The organism is Vibrio sp. A2-1 (assembly GCF_021728355.1).
Taxonomy (GTDB): Bacteria; Pseudomonadota; Gammaproteobacteria; order Enterobacterales; family Vibrionaceae; genus Vibrio; species Vibrio splendidus_K.
This window is the reverse complement of sequence record NZ_JAKKCO010000003.1, coordinates 590,487-605,216: the sequence shown is the minus strand read 5'-3', so window position 1 is coordinate 605,216 and position 14,730 is coordinate 590,487. Positions and strand designations below refer to the sequence as shown.

Sequence of the window (14,730 nt, the reverse complement as noted above, 5' to 3'; positions counted from 1 at the left end):
GTTAAATTTAGTGATTACGGTGTTCCAGTTGAGTGTCGTGGTAGCGTGGCTCACACCTTAATTGGGCGTTAACTGTTCTTCGCTAACTATTTCATGTGGGGCTACTTGGGTATTGTTTGAAGTTTGCGTAGCGCATCGAAAACTTGGAGAGCAAACTTTAAAAATACCGAATTTGTCAGGAAAGTAATCTATTCTATCGACAGTCAAATCTCGCAGAAAGTAGCGGGAAGTATCTAAAGTGCTTCATGAGGTTAAACATGAAATACATCGTTCAATTCTTATTTGCCTATATCGGTTCAAAGTTGATTTTTGGCTTTTTCAACTTTAACTACAACTTCATTTCAGACCCTTTTGATTTAATGAGCCTTGTTGTTGATATTGGTGTATTCGTTGTGCTCTGGGTATTGGCTGATTTTGGCTTTAAGGTGTTTGCTAGAAGAAAGCGGGAAACAAACAGTTAACAAAGCATTTAAGGCGGATTCTCAACGCTTGGCAATTTCAGCTTAGGTCGGCTTTAGTGCTAAATGTGGCAAGGTTTAAGCTTGGGTGGTCGCGTTGTTCACCACTTAATGCGGCGTTAGTTTCCTAAGGTAAGAAAGACGTTTTTGGTCGAGAGCTTTGTTCGGATTCGTTGCTATTCACCTGTGAGTTTTCCGATATTTATCATCAATACTGGTGTCTCGCGTAGTCAGTTTTGCGGTTAAGTGAATTCCGCGTTATTCAATTCTTCGGCGTTAGTAAGTTTCTCTTCTTAACGTATTTTTGCGCTTCTTCTTTGTTGTGGTGATTCTTTCGATAAACGGGTTTTAAGCGCACTTTATTGCTAGGTTCATCAATAGAATCCTTTGCTAGTTATAGTGATTAAAACTGTGGTTGTTTAGCGCATGTCGCTTCTTAGCCAAGTTTATTTTGTTGGTTGGATTTGAAATCGCAGTTTTCCGTTTTACTTTTGAGTTCGAAGCCAGTAGTTTTGATGTCAATTCAGCACCTTGTCACACCATTTTTGCTGCATAAAACAGGTAAACTAACAAAGCATTCAAGACGGATTCTGTAGTTGACCCGATCTAATGGACGCCTTCAATTGTAATTGGAGGTGATTATGCCAGCTTATAAATCAGGTAAAAAAACTCAACAATATCTTACGGAATTTAAGGTAACTGCCGTCCGACTTTCGCTTCGAGAAGGAGCTACAGTTAAAAGCGTGGCGCTATCATTAGATATCCACCCTTATATGCTTTCTAAATGGCGAAAGGACTATAGAGAAGGGGTTATTATGGAAGATAAACGTAAGAAAAGGACTCAGATCCCGAGCCAGAAAACTGAGTCTAGTCGGATTGCAGAGCTCGAACGTCAGAACGAACAACTTAAGCTCGAGAATGACTTGCTAAAAAAGTGGCAACGATTCGTTGCCCAAGAAAATCGACAAAATTCCGATTCATAGCCCATTACAAAACGCGTTATTCCATTGTATTGATGTGCCGTTTTCTATCTGTTTCTAAGTCGGGTTACTACGCATGGCTTGATAGAGAACCAAGCCGCTACGATCAAGAAGAGCAGGCTTTGAAGAAGCGGATAATTAAAGTGTTTACCCAGAGTCGAGAGACTTACGGCAGCCCACGAGTTCATGCAGAATTGAGGCGCCAAGGAGTTTTGGTTAGCCGCAAGCGTGTGGCTCGGATCATGAGAGAGCAAGGGCTAAGAGCGCGAAGTTATCGTATTTACATGAAAATGGCCAAGCTACATCGGTTCTATCAATCGATTAAGAATATTAAGAAAGACACACCAAAACCAACGGCAGTTAATCAACAGTGGTCTGGAGATCTGACGTATATCAGGCAAGGCAAACGTTGGATGTATCTAGCGGTCGTTCTTGATCTTTACTCGCGTAAAGTCGTCGGTTGGTCGCTTGGTAGTAAGAAGAGTACACAACTAACGATGAGTTCGCTGAGAATGGCCATTAGAAATCGAAAGCCACAAGAGCGCCTGTTATTTCATACTGACAGAGGCTCTGAATATCGAGCCCATGAAGTTCAAGCTTTACTATCAAAAAATGGAATTGTCCCAAGCATGAATCGCCCAGGTCATTGTACTGATAATGCAGAGGTGGAGTCGTTCTTCCATACGCTCAAAGGCGACATAATTAGGAAAAATAGCTTTAAAAGTGAGAAGCAGCTTAGAGATAAACTTGTCGGTTATATCCAGCATTTTTATAACCGTTATAGACTGCACTCAAGTCTTGGATATCGAAGCCCGCATGAATATGAAGTCATGACGGGTTAAAGAAGATAGGGTGTCCATTTTATCGGGTGAAGATCATAGCGTTGTTCACACCTTAATTTGGCGTTATGCAACCGGAGTATATATGGATACTGAAATCAAAGTGACAGAATTACCAGACTTTAACGCCTTTCGTGTAGATGCTGTCCTCCCAAACGGTCACTCTGTCGGCTATATCAATATCTCTCTCAAAGGAACGATCGCAGATCTTTGCGACTTATGCGTGAAAGATTCTTATATGTATCTGGCCAAATTTTATGCCTGTATTTCTTAGCATCAAGCGAAATCGAAATTACCAGAACAAGGGTATTGGAAGCCGGCTACTAGTTACCGCTATTGAACACTCAAAAGCTAACGGTTGTACTCAAATGAAAGGTTGGATGCACGGCGATAAAGTTAGGTTAGAAAGGTTTTATCGATCATTTGGTTTCGAAATTAGTGGAATTAATATAAAACTAGACCTTGGAAATATCCCTACAGGTGCTTAAAGCAGTCCGATGTTTGGCATTTTCAGTTCAAAATTGGATTTCCTCCCTACAGCGATTTGGTTTACTTTGGTTAGTAGTGTCGCTCTAGTCCTATATGTGCAGTAATGTTCTACCCTAAAAAGTAACACTTTATGGAGGTCGGTATGAATATCAAAGAGTCTGATTGGAAAATCTTTTGCGAGATAAAGAGTGAAGCTGCGCAACGGTTTTGTACTCGACAGCTAGATGAAGCAATCAAAACGATTACTGATGAATCAGTACCTGTAGGGGAAAGGTTTAACTTTATGTGCCAGCACTCCAAAGAATCTCAAAAGCAAATGAAGTTGATTTTTGATGGCCATTCTCGAAGCAATACATTTATCCAACTCATGCAGATGTGTGCGGAAGGCTTGGTTGCACCAGAACAATTTGAACGCCTTTCAGAGGAACTCAAAAAAGACATTACGAGTATTCTAGAAAGAAGAGTCTAAGGACAGTTGGCTAATCAGGCCGCTTCTTTTTTATAGCTGCAACCATCTCAATATTACTCCTTTTTATTCGCGAATTCGGATGTCCGCTACAGTTCTGCTTCGGCAACCTCACTTTTACGAGTTTTATTATACGAGTTGTATTGAAAACTTGAGAGTTACTCGTTTTTTTCTCCTTCAAAACGCCGTTGTTTTTTAAGAATTAGCACTAGAATCTGGATTGAGATTTCTTCCAAAAAAGTGTCAACATTACTTGGTCAATAAAATCTCTCGCTAGCCCTTTAAATCCGTGCGCTCTAGGTGAACTGAAAGGGTCACCTAGAGTGCGCGAGGGTGGGGGTTGCGGGAGTTTATGCTTGTGATGCGACCAGAGCCCCACCATCACAAATTCTTGGACCCAAATACTTGAATATTTTTGGTTTGCATAGACGTTCTATTAATTATTCGGATTCCGAATCCATGATTTTTGGTCAGGGAAGCCGAGTGTTATGTCATTAAATGAGAGCTGAAGGATTAGGATGGAAGATGGTGTTCAGAATGAACGAAAGGCCAGAGGTGTTTTCTTGATCGCCTTTCACTGTAGTTAGATTAGCCTGGAGTGTATTACGTAGTGGTAGCGCCCAATCCAATATACATGAATGTAAGTAGGCGGCTCTCAGCGCTAGCGAGTTATGCCAAAGGAGTAGTTCTTATTCTTGATTACTCTATTCGTTTAGAAGTGCGTACAAGACCATACAAGTAACATTCTAGATGCTAGTCGGGTTTGTCTTTTTGTTTGAGTAGTGTGTTGAACCTAGCGAAAAAGCGGTCTAGTCTTACTGTTAGAAAAACTACTGTATAAGTCCACCTTTCGTCCACCCTTAATCCACCCAAGCAAGACTGGGATAAAGTGGGGAAGAGGAAAGTTAATTATTTTCAGTATATTGCGCGAGATTTACGACGTTTTTGAGGGCTCAAAAACGGTGAAACCCCGATGTTGGTAGCATCGGGGTTTCGAATTTCTAGATTTCTCGACTGGTAAGATCGATTATCTTTTCTATGCAGAAGGCTTGGAATTATCCAATCTTATTCCTTGGTAGGGAATTAGATACGGATGAAGTCCATGTGCTCAACTTTAGGCTTGAACGCGTGACGTTGAACGTCTTGCGGCTTAACCTTAACTTCTGCGCCGTCAATCAGTAGAGTGATTGCTTCGTAGAATTCAGGCTTATCCATTTGGTTGATCACTTCAGCGTGAACAAGTTCGATAGCTACAGCTGCTGCTTCGCCACCGTAGATTACTGCTGGGAATTTACCAGCGTGACGTAGGCGGCGGCTCGCACCTTTACCTAGTTCAGTACGTACTACTGCTTCAAATTTCATAGTTTTACTCTCAAATTAGTAAAAATTAACTTCACACCTCAATGCGACCTTGAGTATGTGGTAAAGCTTATGCATAAACGAGTTCATGCTTAAGCGAGCGCGGATACTAACATCACATTCAAATCTGAGCAAGTCAGAAGCCCCACTCAAAGTGAATTTCCTTCGATAAATGATTCGTTTGAAGATAAAACGTTCACTAACTCTTATTTACTCCATTTTATCGTCTTTTACATTGCCAATGTCATCTATTTATAGCGCTGCTAAATCATCAAGTTAATGAACGGAAAATGAATGTTTGCCTAAGACTTGGTTAAGGCTTGGTTGGTTAATCTTAGTGTTAATTAAACAGCAGAATGAATAGGTAAAAATATGGAACCGGTAAGCATTGTCGTAATTACGCTAAACGAAGAGAAACGCATTAGCCGCTTAATGGAAGAGTTGAGTGTGCAAACCCACCAAGAGTTTGAAGTGATTGTCGTCGACTCCAACAGTGAAGACAACACAAGGGAAGTGGCACAAGCTTATGAAAACGCGTTACCAAAATTAACTGTTCATCATATGGAAAACCGTGGTGTGAGCCTTGGCCGAAACACGGGTGCTTCATTGGCGCAATACAACAGAATCCTTTTCTTAGATGCTGACGTGAGCTTGCCTCGAAACTTCCTTGCGAAAGCACTTTATGAACTAGAAGAGAAGAAGCTTGAAGTTGCGGGTGTGTACATGAGTTCGAAAGGTCTGCCGCTTGTACACAAGTTTGGTTACGGCTTATTTAACGCAGGCTTGTTCACTACACAGTTCTTTTTCCCGACGGCGATTGGTGCCTGTATTTTCTCGACTAAACGCGCGCATGATGAAATCGGCGGTTTCGATGAAGATATCGTCCTGTGTGAAGACTGTGACTACGTAAAACGTGCGAGCAAGACATGGCGATTTAGATTTCTGAATATGACCTTTGGCTTTGACCCACGCCGATTAGATCAAGATGGCGTTGTGAAGACAGGCTCAACTTACCTTAAGGCGAATATAAGACGTTTCTTTAAAGGCGAAATGCGTAACAACGAGATGAACTACAAGTTTGGTCACTACAAAGAACAGTAAGTATTGAGGTTGTTATGTTTGATGGACTAGGGCTGTTTCTGGGGGCATTGGGTGATGCTCTCATTGGTCCAAACCTATTTGTACCGGGAGAACCCTTCTTTATCGCTGCGGGCTTTCAACTGTATTCAGGTGCATGGATGGCATTGGTTTTGGTGATGCTAGGTGGTTTTCTTGGTGACCAACTCAGTTATTTAATTGGTTATAAATGCGGTGCTAAGGCGCAACGAAGGCTCATTAAGTTTCGTCCTAAAACCAAAAGATTAATTGCGCGCTGCCGCTATCTGGTTGCTCGCAAAGGCACATACATCATTCTTTTTGCTCGCTTATTAGGGCCTATCGCTTGGGTTGTGCCATTTATAGCTGGCTCGCATCGTGTACCGTGGCGTAATTTTAGTGTGTTGGCGTTGTTCGGCTTGGCTCTTGGTGGTGGACAGTTCATTGCTTGGGGCATGTTACTGGCGCACGGCGTTGAAAACTTTCCGTGGCTTAATCGTCTTAATATATTTATCTCTGAGCATAATAGCTTGATCGCCGGTGTGTTCACGGTATTGGTCTTCACCATTATTGGTTATCGAATGAAGTGGCGACGCTTGGTGCTTAAATCCAGTGCGCTGTTGTTGGCGTGGATATTGTTTGCAAACTACGCTCACTTTTTCTGGAAGGCCGATGATTTTCAGAATCAGCAAGAGACGGTTCAAATTGAAAAAGTCGACTGGAATTCGGTGACCTATAAAGCATTCCCAGGCAAATCTTCATTCTACTCGGCACAAGCGATCAACGTAATTTATGTTGGAGTCACTCCCAGAGATTTAATGAAGCAATTAGGCTGGATAGAGAATCAAACGTTCTCTCGAAACGAGATTGAATGGGCAGGTTACCTCGCATTGCTTAGAGACAAAACGCCACCAGTGTCTGATTTGTATTGGCGAGACAAGCCACAAGATATGGCGTTTCAATTGCCGGGTAACTTGATGAAGCGCAGCCATATTCGCTGGTGGCGTGCTGGTGTTGATATTAAAACCAACCAGCCTCAGTGGTTAGGCGCAATTAGCTATGATGATGGCCTTAAAGTCACCCCTTACTCGGGTATTGTTACCATACTTCATAACATCGACCCTAATGTTGATGAAGAACGAGATAGGCTCGCTAATCAGATACGAACGTCACTGCCAGACATCGAGTTAGTTAAACACCCATTAGCAACGGTGGAAGTGATCGATGAAGATCATGATTACTATACAGACGGCAATATTCTTGCGATTGGTTGGCAGAGTTAGGTTTTAATAATGCGTGCAAGTTTAAAACAATATATTAACTAGCATCGTTTAAGTATGCGATTTGTCCGAGCCATTGTTTTGCTGAACTATCAAACTCCCCACCGACTAAAGACGTCAGCAACGGTTTGGCTTCGTTATATTCGTGTAGTTCAAAGTGAGCGATGGCTTTTAATAGTTGCCATCGTTGATTTTCCGGTTGCTGAGTGATCAGTTCTGCTATCAGTGAAATCGCACGTTCCCATTTCTGCTCTGAATAGGCTAACTGAGCTCTTGTCGCCAATACATTTGTGTTAGAAAGTGATTTCAGAAGCAGCATTGCTTTATTTCGCTGTCGTGATTGCAGTAAAGCATGAAGCCTTAATTGATCAACCTTATCTCGGTATTCAGGTGAGGGTATGAAGTTATTGAGTGTTTGGTATGCGAGTGCTGGCGTCTCTGAACCGATCTGCAATTGTGCTAAAAGAATACGCTGTTGCTCCGTAAGTTTTCCTAACCTTTTTACGACAGAAAGTGCAGTGATCGCCTGTTGCTTTTCTCCGTGCTGCACACTTGCTTGAGCCAAGCGGGACCAATAGATATCTCTGCTGGGAAAAAATTCGGTAACTTTAAGCAATAATGCGTGTTCTTTGTCAAAATCTTCCAAGCGTTGATAACTAGCAAGTAGAAGCTGATAACGTTGCTCTGTTCCATCCAATGCTATCGCCTCTTTTATAATCGATGCAGTTTGTTGCCATTGCTCAATTTGATAAGCACTGTGTCCGGCAATGGTGTAAACCTCAGAGGTTTGTGAGGCTGTGAGTTTGCTTTTTTTTATAAAGTTCTCAGATAAATGTAAGTCTCGCCATTCATTGAATTTATTTAACGCACTAAGGTGACGCTGGTTTTGATAGTTGAGCTGTACCGCGAGGCGTAAAAGTTGTTCTTTGTTAGCAAGGTTTTCTGTGAGCATCAATAGCTCATTAGTTCTATCAAGCGCACACTTGACCATTTCAAGCTTCAAACAAGCTTGTAAATAAAGACTCTTGGTGAGCACTTTAGTTTCTGAATTGGCAGCTTGATGATTGTCGTGAAATCGAGCAAAACTATCAATGCTGATGTCATTGCGCTCCAGAAAACGGCTGAGTTTTTGATAGCGTTCAAAAGTTTCTACGCTTACTTGAGCGTGTGTCATGCAGCTAAATAAAGCCAAGCAGAGCAGAGCGACTTTTTTCATGATGTTTAATCCTCTAGGCTGTAATTTACAGTGACTTGCTGCCATTGCTCTCCAGACTTTGGAGGCACAAACTTCCAACGCATGACAGAGCGTAGTGATGAACGCAGGAAGACGCCTTTCGGGGTTTCTTCAACAATCTCATACTGGGTTGGTTCGCCTTGTTGATTTATTAATAAGGAGAAGATGATGTGGCCTTCTATGCCGTTGCGTTTTGCTTTGGCTGGGTATGTCGGTGAGATTTGGTAAGTTGGCTTAGCTACGACCACTTTTGTTTGAAAGTCGCTTCCTTGTTGCACACCTTGTCCGGAGTACGAAAAATCAAACGTCAAGTGGACATCTAGCTCATCACTCGGCTTAAACGTTACTTCTGGTAGCGTCACTAAGCTCTCCATATCGGGTATAGAGAAGTCCACCAAAGCTGGGCGGCTAGGAGCTGATGTGGGTGCTGAGGCGGCAACAATTGGCTTGCTCACCTCTAGGTCCTCTTGTTTTTTATGAGCGGAAATCGTTTGAATATACGTTGGGTGTTTGATCCGAGCTGGACTCACATCATGTGTTGAGATCAGCAAGTGTAAAAGTGCAACCAGCAAAAGATTGATGATCATAGCCGCCAGCAAGATACCAACCCACTTAGGTTTACTGGTCTTGGGTAGCGATAGCAACATTGGTGATTCCTGATAAGCGCAGTGTGTCAATAATAGAGATAAGTGTACCGGTATCTAAACTTCGGTCGGCATTAACTATTGCATTGATTGTTTGGCTATTCGTTACTTGTGCTTTCACCTGGAACTGCAATTGACTTAGGCTGATGTTTTGTCCGTTAAACCAAATATTTTGGTCACGATCGACACTTACGGTCAGAATTTTTGACTCGGATTTTAGTGTAGAGCTGGATGCGCTGGGTCTATCCACTTCTATGGTAGACTCTTTTTGAAAATTGGCGGACAAAATGAAAAAGATAAGAAGAATAAACACCACGTCAATCAACGGAGTCAAGTCTACTTGAGGTGATTCTTCTCTGTCTGTGAAGGGTTTAATTTTCATAAAATTTCCATTGATGTGTGTAGTGGTCAATGAGTTTTTGTTGTTGTCTTTTTAGATTGTAAGCTAGGTACATACCTGAGAGCGCCGCGAGTAAGCCTGCCAACGTTGTTAACATCGCCTGGCTAATACCATTAGATACTGCGCTTAATACGTCGTCACTATTAAGTTGTTTGAAACAGTCCATCATGCCGTCGACGGTACCAAGCAGCCCAAGCATAGGAAGAATACGGACAAATAGATGGATTTGACTTAGCCCTGTATTTAGGTGGAGTCTAATTTGACTTGTCCATCCTTGCTTCAAGTAGCGGCGCTGCGTCGAACTAATGTTGGTGTAATGAGCCAACATTAGTTCAATTTTTGAGGCTAAGTCCATACGTCTAAGTACATGGAAGCGTGAGTAGCATTGAATGATTAGCCCCCACATGATCAGCGATATCAAACCGATAGACCACATAATAGGATGGTCTATTGGTAGGCGAGCACTCAATAATTGTTCTAACATGCTTTGCGTTTTCCATAGCGTATATCGACAACTAAACTGATGACTTGATGCTCTAAAATCTCGGCAAGTTGCATTGCTTGATTTTTAACTAAGCAATGAATTATCAATAAAGGAATAGCAACAAGGAGCCCAAGCTTGGTTGTGAGTAGCGCCTCTGCAATTCCACCAGAGAGTAAGTCACCATTTGTTACACCTTGAGCTGTGATCACTGAAAATGTTTCAATCATGCCGCCAACGGTACCTAGTAAACCCATGAGAGGCGCAATTGCAGCTAATACGGCGATTGTTCCCACCCCTTTATGTAGCCAAGGCATCTCGCGACTAATGTTTGCATCTACCACATCTTCCATTTCTTGGTCGGTAGCGCATTCTTTAAGTTGAATGAGGACACGACCTAAAATATTCTGATCAGAAAGATTATTTAGCTTGGCGGTTTGGTGAGTAACGGCTCTTTTTTCTTTGGTCAGTGTGACTAAACGAGTGAAACCGATTGTAAAACCAACCAAAGCAAGCAAAGCGATGAGTAAGCCAATAATCCCAGCAGCCATATAGGACTCATACCACCTAGGTTGTTTTGCGATAGCCTCAAAGCCTAAACCAAAGTTTGGGTCGATGATCCACTGATTCGGGGTTAAGTCAATTTGGGGCGGGGGAGTAATTTGTCGCCATTGCTTACGGGCGCCATCAAAGGTCAGCCAACCATACTCCACAGAATATTGACTAAACGCTCCTGTTTGCTGAATGTTTACACGTTCTACTTTACCGCTAGGCATTAATAGTTCGCCAACATATTCTCTAGGTTGACTGGCCTCTGAGAATTGTTGAACCATGATGAGCCAAAGCGTTTTGATGTTCGTGATATTGAATTGACTTTCTTGTATCGGCTTTGGTTCCTTAACATCAAACCAAGTCGCTAGGGGGGTGTTGTTTGCAACAAAGTTCCTTTGTTGAGCTGCGGTGAGGTCGATGACTTCAACAATACCTGCTCGTGCTGCTTCAACTTGTTTTTGTTTGTCGCGTAGTTTTTGTTGAAGTTTAAGAAGTTCTTCTTCAAGTTGTCCATTGCTCTGATTGAGCATTTTAAGCTGATACCGCTGCGCGTTGACTTGGTCACTAACTTCAGACAACTTGCTTTGTTTACGTGACTTTAGCTGTTGATAGCGTTGCACATCATTTTTGTTATCGCGTTCGACACGTTCAAAGATAGCTTGGAGTGTATCATACTGAGCTGGCTTATCTGATGTAGTCGCTCCCGCCGCTGGTTCAATACCCAACACTGTCATTAAGCTGACTATTAACATCACATAACAATGAGTTTTCCAGCTGCTTTGTTTCATGATTCGTTCATTTTTCATGACTATAGCGCCTTTGGAAGTGTTAGGAGTGGATATGCACTACCACCATTAAGGGCAGTGATTGCTTGGCGAAGTTGCTCAGTTTCGTTGTTTGTTAAAATTACCCATCGGTGCTCTTTCGAGTGCCATACGCCTGCTTTTGAAGCATCGAGAGACAGATAGTAGTACCCCAAACGTCCTACTCTTAGGTATTGAACCTCTTGAATAGGGGATAATCGGCCAAACCATGATTTTACTTGAGTGCCGTATTGGATCTCTGTTTGATACGCGATCAGAATACGCTCAAGTTTTTCGGCGTCGCTCAATTGCGGGTTATCTAAATCAGAGTTGATTTGTGTAATTCGCTCAAGTCTTCGTTGTTTATCGAAAGGAAGGTCCGCCTTTACAAGCGCTTGGAGTGTGTTGGTCATTCGCTCCAATAGGGGGTATAGGTTGACCTTTGTTTGACGAATATTATCCATTTCTTGGTCTAACTCATCGACAACATCCTTTAGCTGCAGCAACTGTTTGCGCAGTTGCTGCTCATATCGTATTTGTAATCGTATCTCGTGATCTAAGTTTCTCGTTATTTCGCGCTGAAGCTGAGTTTGATCGTCGATGGCTTCAATATGCTTCTGAGTAGTGGAAGATGATTCAATATAATCAATTTGCTTTTGAAGGTTTTGATTAGTGATTGATGCTGCAAAAGATGTGTTTTGTAGAAATATTAAGCAGATTGCTAATGGCGTAAATCGGATTTGAATCATCAGTATTCTTATTGTCTTTGGTTGCTGTTATTTAAAATAACGATGTTTAAACGAGGGGAATGATAATTGTTTTTATTTATAAGGGAAGGGTTATTTTTCCTTGTTCCCTTGGTTTTTTAATTTAAATATTTGATTTTAAATGAAAATAAATTTTATTTTATTAGATAAATCGGAATGTCTGATAGAAGAGGTACTAAGTTTTAATCTTTTCTATTTTATCGATTGCCTTAACAAAATTAGATTTCTATAAAAATAATTATGTTAAAAAATTGTATGCCATTAGAGATTTAGTAGAGTTTTATTCTAAATGGTATTAATTATCATCTTCGTTTGGTCATATAAAGGTTTCAGAAAGGTTCGGCAGGTTTTATAAGCTTGGTGAATGTTAATGTTTTGCTAACAAAAAACGTGTAGCAGTGAATTCTTCTTTGCTTATAGGTATGTGTAGTGGGATTTACTTACTGAATAACTTATTGTTAGTATTAATGATAATTATTATCACTTAGAACTTTTGAAATGCACCCTTTTAATAAAACCATACTTGCCGCGACCATTGCGTCACTCTGTTCTGTGTCCAGCGTTTATGCGGAAACAGAACAAACATCGAATACTCAAGCTGATCTTACCGTTAATGTCACTGATACAAGAGATGATGATCTTTCAACTAAACAGACGCTTGATGCTGATGATATTAAAGATACACCGTCATCAAACGGGAACTTGGCCGATTATCTTAAAGACAATCCAAATGTACGATTTGCTGGCGGTGATTTGGATGGTTTCCAAGGTGGAGAAATTAAACCTGCTTCTGTGTCTATTCATGGCGCAGATCCATCACAAACGGCTTATCTTGTTGATGGCGTAAACGTCAATAATGATCTTGATCCAAGCGGTATTTTATCTGGTTTGTTTGATGGAACGGCTGGCACTATTCCTAGCGTTAGTTCTGGGCAGGCGTATTACTTTGATGCGAATTTATTAGGTGGCGTAGAGGTTTACACATCTAATGTTCCAGCACATTTAGGAGGCTTTACGGGTGGTGCTATTGATGCTCAAACGCGCAAGTATAGCGGTGAAGATCGTGTAAGGTTGAGCTATCGCACTACTCAATCAGATTGGGCTGAAATGCAAGTTGATAGCAATATTAAATCTGATTTAGAAAATGCGGCTCCAAATGGATATGGCGCAGATTATCAACCTGATTACAAGAAAGACTTCTTCAGCGTTATGGCTGAACAGTCTCTAACAGACGATATCGGCATGGTTGTTGGTTTTAGTCGTCGTGAGTCAGACATTAATCAGAAGCGTTTAATTAACAAAGCCGGAGAAACTGATTTTAGGGATCATACTCGTCAGTCAGATAACTTCCTCGCTAATTTTAATTGGATACCAAGTGTTGACCGCAGCCTTGAAGTTGGATTTCGTCTATCTGATTATGAAGAAGGGAAATACTATGCAACTAACTTGGACGGAAACGTAAAAGATACGCATTTGGCTTATGGTTCAACTATCAAGTGGAATCAACGTCTTGATTCTGGGGCAATATCAGCGACGGTTATCTACGATAAGTTTCAAGATGAGCGCGAATCAAATTCTACTTATGCTGTTGTAACAAGTGACTTAGATAATGAAATGGACTACGAGGAAGGTGGCTATGGAGATAGTCAACTGACTCAACAGAATGTCGAGTTGAAACTGGATTACGATTTCGATCGTATGGAGTTAGCTGGTACTTCTCACTTGCCTTCTATTGGTGCTAGCTATCGAAAAACGGACTTTGATTTTAACCGTGATGAGGATGCAACTCAGAGAATTGTGACTTACTTCTACGGTATGGTAATCGACGATCGCACGAGTACTGCGAGTAAAGGTACTGTCTCTACCGACTATCAAGATTACGCATTTTATGCTCAAGATATTATTAAATGGAATGACTTTACATTCCGACCTGGTATTCGTGTAGATCAAGATGACTACCTTGAAAATACCAATATTGCCTATCGCTTCAGCAGCTCTTGGACTGCAACAAAGGATACAACGGTGAATTTGGGAGCTAACCGTTACTATGGCCGCTCGTTTGCAATGATGAAACTTGCTGGCGAAATCTTAAAGTTGAATGGCGATGAAACGCGAGATTACGAGTCGATTAAAAATCTAGATACTCAGTATTCAGATGAAATCAGCTTTAGTGTTGATCAGGTGGCCGGGAATTTCCTTGTGTCAGCAGGCTATGTGTATCGAAACTTTAGAAACACGATAGAACATAATGAAACTAGGGACGGTAATAAGAGAATTTATTCTTATTACAACGGCTCAAGCTTCGCAACCGATACGTATACACTTCAAGCCACCAATATCCTTCCATGGGTACTTGGTCCTACCCAATGGTCCACAACCGTGGGCATTGATTATTTGGTTACAGATAGATCTGACATCGAGGATCCTAACCAAACGGTTATCTTTGATGGCAAGTTAACGACCAAAGCTCAAATGGAAAAAGAGGTAAATAGCAACACAGAAGAGTGGGTTGCCCGTTTTGGTCTTGATATGAGGATCCCTAGCTATGATGTGACTTGGGCGAACAAAGTCTACATAAAAGCACCTGTTGATAAATATGAGTATATGTCTACTGATAGCAACAATATTGATGCGTATCGTCACTATGAATATGGCACTCATACTCAATGGGATACCCGACTACGCTACCAACCAAGCCTATTTGGTACACACTCTGCGTACGTGCAAGTGGACGTACTAAATGTACTTAACCAAGTTCGTAAAGATGAAATAAAAGCGAATCGACAGGGCGATTACGGCATGTACTCCCCAGGTCGTGAGTTCTGGCTTGAGTTAGGTTACGAATTCTAATCACTTCTTTTTAATTTTTTTGATAATAAGTGA

General features: G+C 41.5%; 15 protein-coding genes. 8 read left to right on the top strand and 7 right to left on the bottom strand.

Features of this window, described 5'->3' with window-relative positions:
- Positions 1–257 precede the first annotated feature (257 nt).
- From L3V33_RS14020 to L3V33_RS14000, 5 genes are all read left to right on the top strand, one after another.
- Positions 258–461 carry a hypothetical protein gene (locus L3V33_RS14020; RefSeq protein WP_237290651.1) on the top strand — a complete coding sequence of 68 codons (204 nt, stop codon included), beginning with the start codon at positions 258–260 and terminating at the stop codon, positions 459–461.
- A gap of 638 nt (positions 462–1,099) precedes the next feature.
- Positions 1,100–2,280, top strand: a protein-coding gene (locus tag L3V33_RS14015; RefSeq protein ID WP_237290650.1) for an IS3 family transposase whose coding sequence is annotated in 2 segments (ribosomal slippage) — positions 1,100–1,385 and positions 1,385–2,280 — 1,182 coding nt in all. Because the reading frame shifts where the segments join, the coding sequence is not laid out codon by codon here.
- An 82-nt stretch (positions 2,281–2,362) separates the two neighbouring features.
- The gene (locus L3V33_RS14010) at positions 2,363–2,551 is read left to right on the top strand and encodes a hypothetical protein (protein WP_237290649.1); all 189 of its coding nucleotides are present in this window, start codon (positions 2,363–2,365) and stop codon (positions 2,549–2,551) included.
- Positions 2,535–2,765, top strand: coding sequence for a GNAT family N-acetyltransferase (locus tag L3V33_RS14005; RefSeq protein ID WP_237290648.1), 231 nt, complete (start codon positions 2,535–2,537; stop codon positions 2,763–2,765). Before L3V33_RS14010 ends, L3V33_RS14005 begins: the two co-directional genes overlap by 17 nt.
- 143 nt (positions 2,766–2,908) lie before the next feature.
- Positions 2,909–3,235 carry a hypothetical protein gene (locus tag L3V33_RS14000; protein WP_237290647.1) on the top strand — a complete coding sequence of 109 codons (327 nt, stop codon included), beginning with the start codon at positions 2,909–2,911 and terminating at the stop codon, positions 3,233–3,235.
- Between the two features lie 1,080 nt (positions 3,236–4,315).
- On the opposite strand, the gene rplY is transcribed toward L3V33_RS14000, so the two are convergent.
- Positions 4,316–4,594: a 50S ribosomal protein L25 gene (gene rplY / locus L3V33_RS13995; RefSeq protein WP_017079048.1), complete on the bottom strand. Its 279-nt coding sequence runs from the start codon at positions 4,592–4,594 to the stop codon at positions 4,316–4,318.
- A gap of 369 nt (positions 4,595–4,963) precedes the next feature.
- Here rplY and L3V33_RS13990 point away from each other — a divergent pair, with 369 nt between their 5' ends.
- Positions 4,964–5,692 (top strand): glycosyltransferase, encoded by a 729-nt coding sequence (locus L3V33_RS13990; RefSeq protein ID WP_065205493.1) that lies wholly within the window; start codon positions 4,964–4,966, stop codon positions 5,690–5,692.
- Positions 5,693–5,706: 14 nt separating this feature from the next.
- Complete coding sequence (locus L3V33_RS13985) at positions 5,707–6,969, top strand: LssY C-terminal domain-containing protein (protein ID WP_237290646.1); 1,263 nt, start codon at positions 5,707–5,709, stop codon at positions 6,967–6,969.
- 34 nt (positions 6,970–7,003) lie between these two features.
- Here L3V33_RS13985 and L3V33_RS13980 read toward each other — a convergent pair whose 3' ends face one another.
- From L3V33_RS13980 to L3V33_RS13955, 6 genes are all read right to left on the bottom strand, one after another.
- Positions 7,004–8,182 (bottom strand): hypothetical protein, encoded by a 1,179-nt coding sequence (locus L3V33_RS13980; protein ID WP_237290645.1) that lies wholly within the window; start codon positions 8,180–8,182, stop codon positions 7,004–7,006.
- A 5-nt stretch (positions 8,183–8,187) separates the two neighbouring features.
- A complete protein-coding gene (locus tag L3V33_RS13975) occupies positions 8,188–8,847 on the bottom strand; it encodes an energy transducer TonB (protein WP_146458225.1) in 660 nt (219 codons plus the stop codon).
- Complete coding sequence (locus L3V33_RS13970; protein WP_146458223.1) at positions 8,819–9,226, bottom strand: biopolymer transporter ExbD; 408 nt, start codon at positions 9,224–9,226, stop codon at positions 8,819–8,821. Before L3V33_RS13970 ends, L3V33_RS13975 begins: the two co-directional genes overlap by 29 nt.
- Positions 9,216–9,728 (bottom strand): MotA/TolQ/ExbB proton channel family protein, encoded by a 513-nt coding sequence (locus tag L3V33_RS13965; protein WP_171327487.1) that lies wholly within the window; start codon positions 9,726–9,728, stop codon positions 9,216–9,218. Before L3V33_RS13965 ends, L3V33_RS13970 begins: the two co-directional genes overlap by 11 nt.
- A complete protein-coding gene (locus L3V33_RS13960; protein ID WP_237290695.1) occupies positions 9,722–11,011 on the bottom strand; it encodes a MotA/TolQ/ExbB proton channel family protein in 1,290 nt (429 codons plus the stop codon). The genes L3V33_RS13965 and L3V33_RS13960 overlap by 7 nt, the downstream gene beginning before the upstream one ends.
- Positions 11,012–11,085: 74 nt before the next feature.
- Positions 11,086–11,829 carry a DUF3450 domain-containing protein gene (locus tag L3V33_RS13955; RefSeq protein WP_146458217.1) on the bottom strand — a complete coding sequence of 248 codons (744 nt, stop codon included), beginning with the start codon at positions 11,827–11,829 and terminating at the stop codon, positions 11,086–11,088.
- Between the two features lie 516 nt (positions 11,830–12,345).
- Here L3V33_RS13955 and L3V33_RS13950 point away from each other — a divergent pair.
- The gene (locus L3V33_RS13950) at positions 12,346–14,697 is read left to right on the top strand and encodes a TonB-dependent receptor plug domain-containing protein (RefSeq protein ID WP_237290644.1); all 2,352 of its coding nucleotides are present in this window, start codon (positions 12,346–12,348) and stop codon (positions 14,695–14,697) included.
- Positions 14,698–14,730 lie beyond the last annotated feature (33 nt).

Coding starts and splice junctions, on each gene's coding strand:
- L3V33_RS13960 (WP_237290695.1), bottom strand. CDS start 11,011: ATGACAGTGTTGGGTATTGAACCAGCGGCGGGAGCGACTACATCAGAT.
- L3V33_RS14020 (WP_237290651.1), top strand. CDS start 258: ATGAAATACATCGTTCAATTCTTATTTGCCTATATCGGTTCAAAGTTG.
- rplY (WP_017079048.1), bottom strand. CDS start 4,594: ATGAAATTTGAAGCAGTAGTACGTACTGAACTAGGTAAAGGTGCGAGC.
- L3V33_RS13985 (WP_237290646.1), top strand. CDS start 5,707: ATGTTTGATGGACTAGGGCTGTTTCTGGGGGCATTGGGTGATGCTCTC.
- L3V33_RS13980 (WP_237290645.1), bottom strand. CDS start 8,182: ATGAAAAAAGTCGCTCTGCTCTGCTTGGCTTTATTTAGCTGCATGACA.
- L3V33_RS13955 (WP_146458217.1), bottom strand. CDS start 11,829: ATGATTCAAATCCGATTTACGCCATTAGCAATCTGCTTAATATTTCTA.
- L3V33_RS13975 (WP_146458225.1), bottom strand. CDS start 8,847: ATGTTGCTATCGCTACCCAAGACCAGTAAACCTAAGTGGGTTGGTATC.
- L3V33_RS14000 (WP_237290647.1), top strand. CDS start 2,909: ATGAATATCAAAGAGTCTGATTGGAAAATCTTTTGCGAGATAAAGAGT.
- L3V33_RS13965 (WP_171327487.1), bottom strand. CDS start 9,728: ATGTTAGAACAATTATTGAGTGCTCGCCTACCAATAGACCATCCTATT.
- L3V33_RS13950 (WP_237290644.1), top strand. CDS start 12,346: ATGCACCCTTTTAATAAAACCATACTTGCCGCGACCATTGCGTCACTC.
- L3V33_RS14005 (WP_237290648.1), top strand. CDS start 2,535: ATGCCTGTATTTCTTAGCATCAAGCGAAATCGAAATTACCAGAACAAG.
- L3V33_RS14010 (WP_237290649.1), top strand. CDS start 2,363: ATGGATACTGAAATCAAAGTGACAGAATTACCAGACTTTAACGCCTTT.
- L3V33_RS13990 (WP_065205493.1), top strand. CDS start 4,964: ATGGAACCGGTAAGCATTGTCGTAATTACGCTAAACGAAGAGAAACGC.
- L3V33_RS13970 (WP_146458223.1), bottom strand. CDS start 9,226: ATGAAAATTAAACCCTTCACAGACAGAGAAGAATCACCTCAAGTAGAC.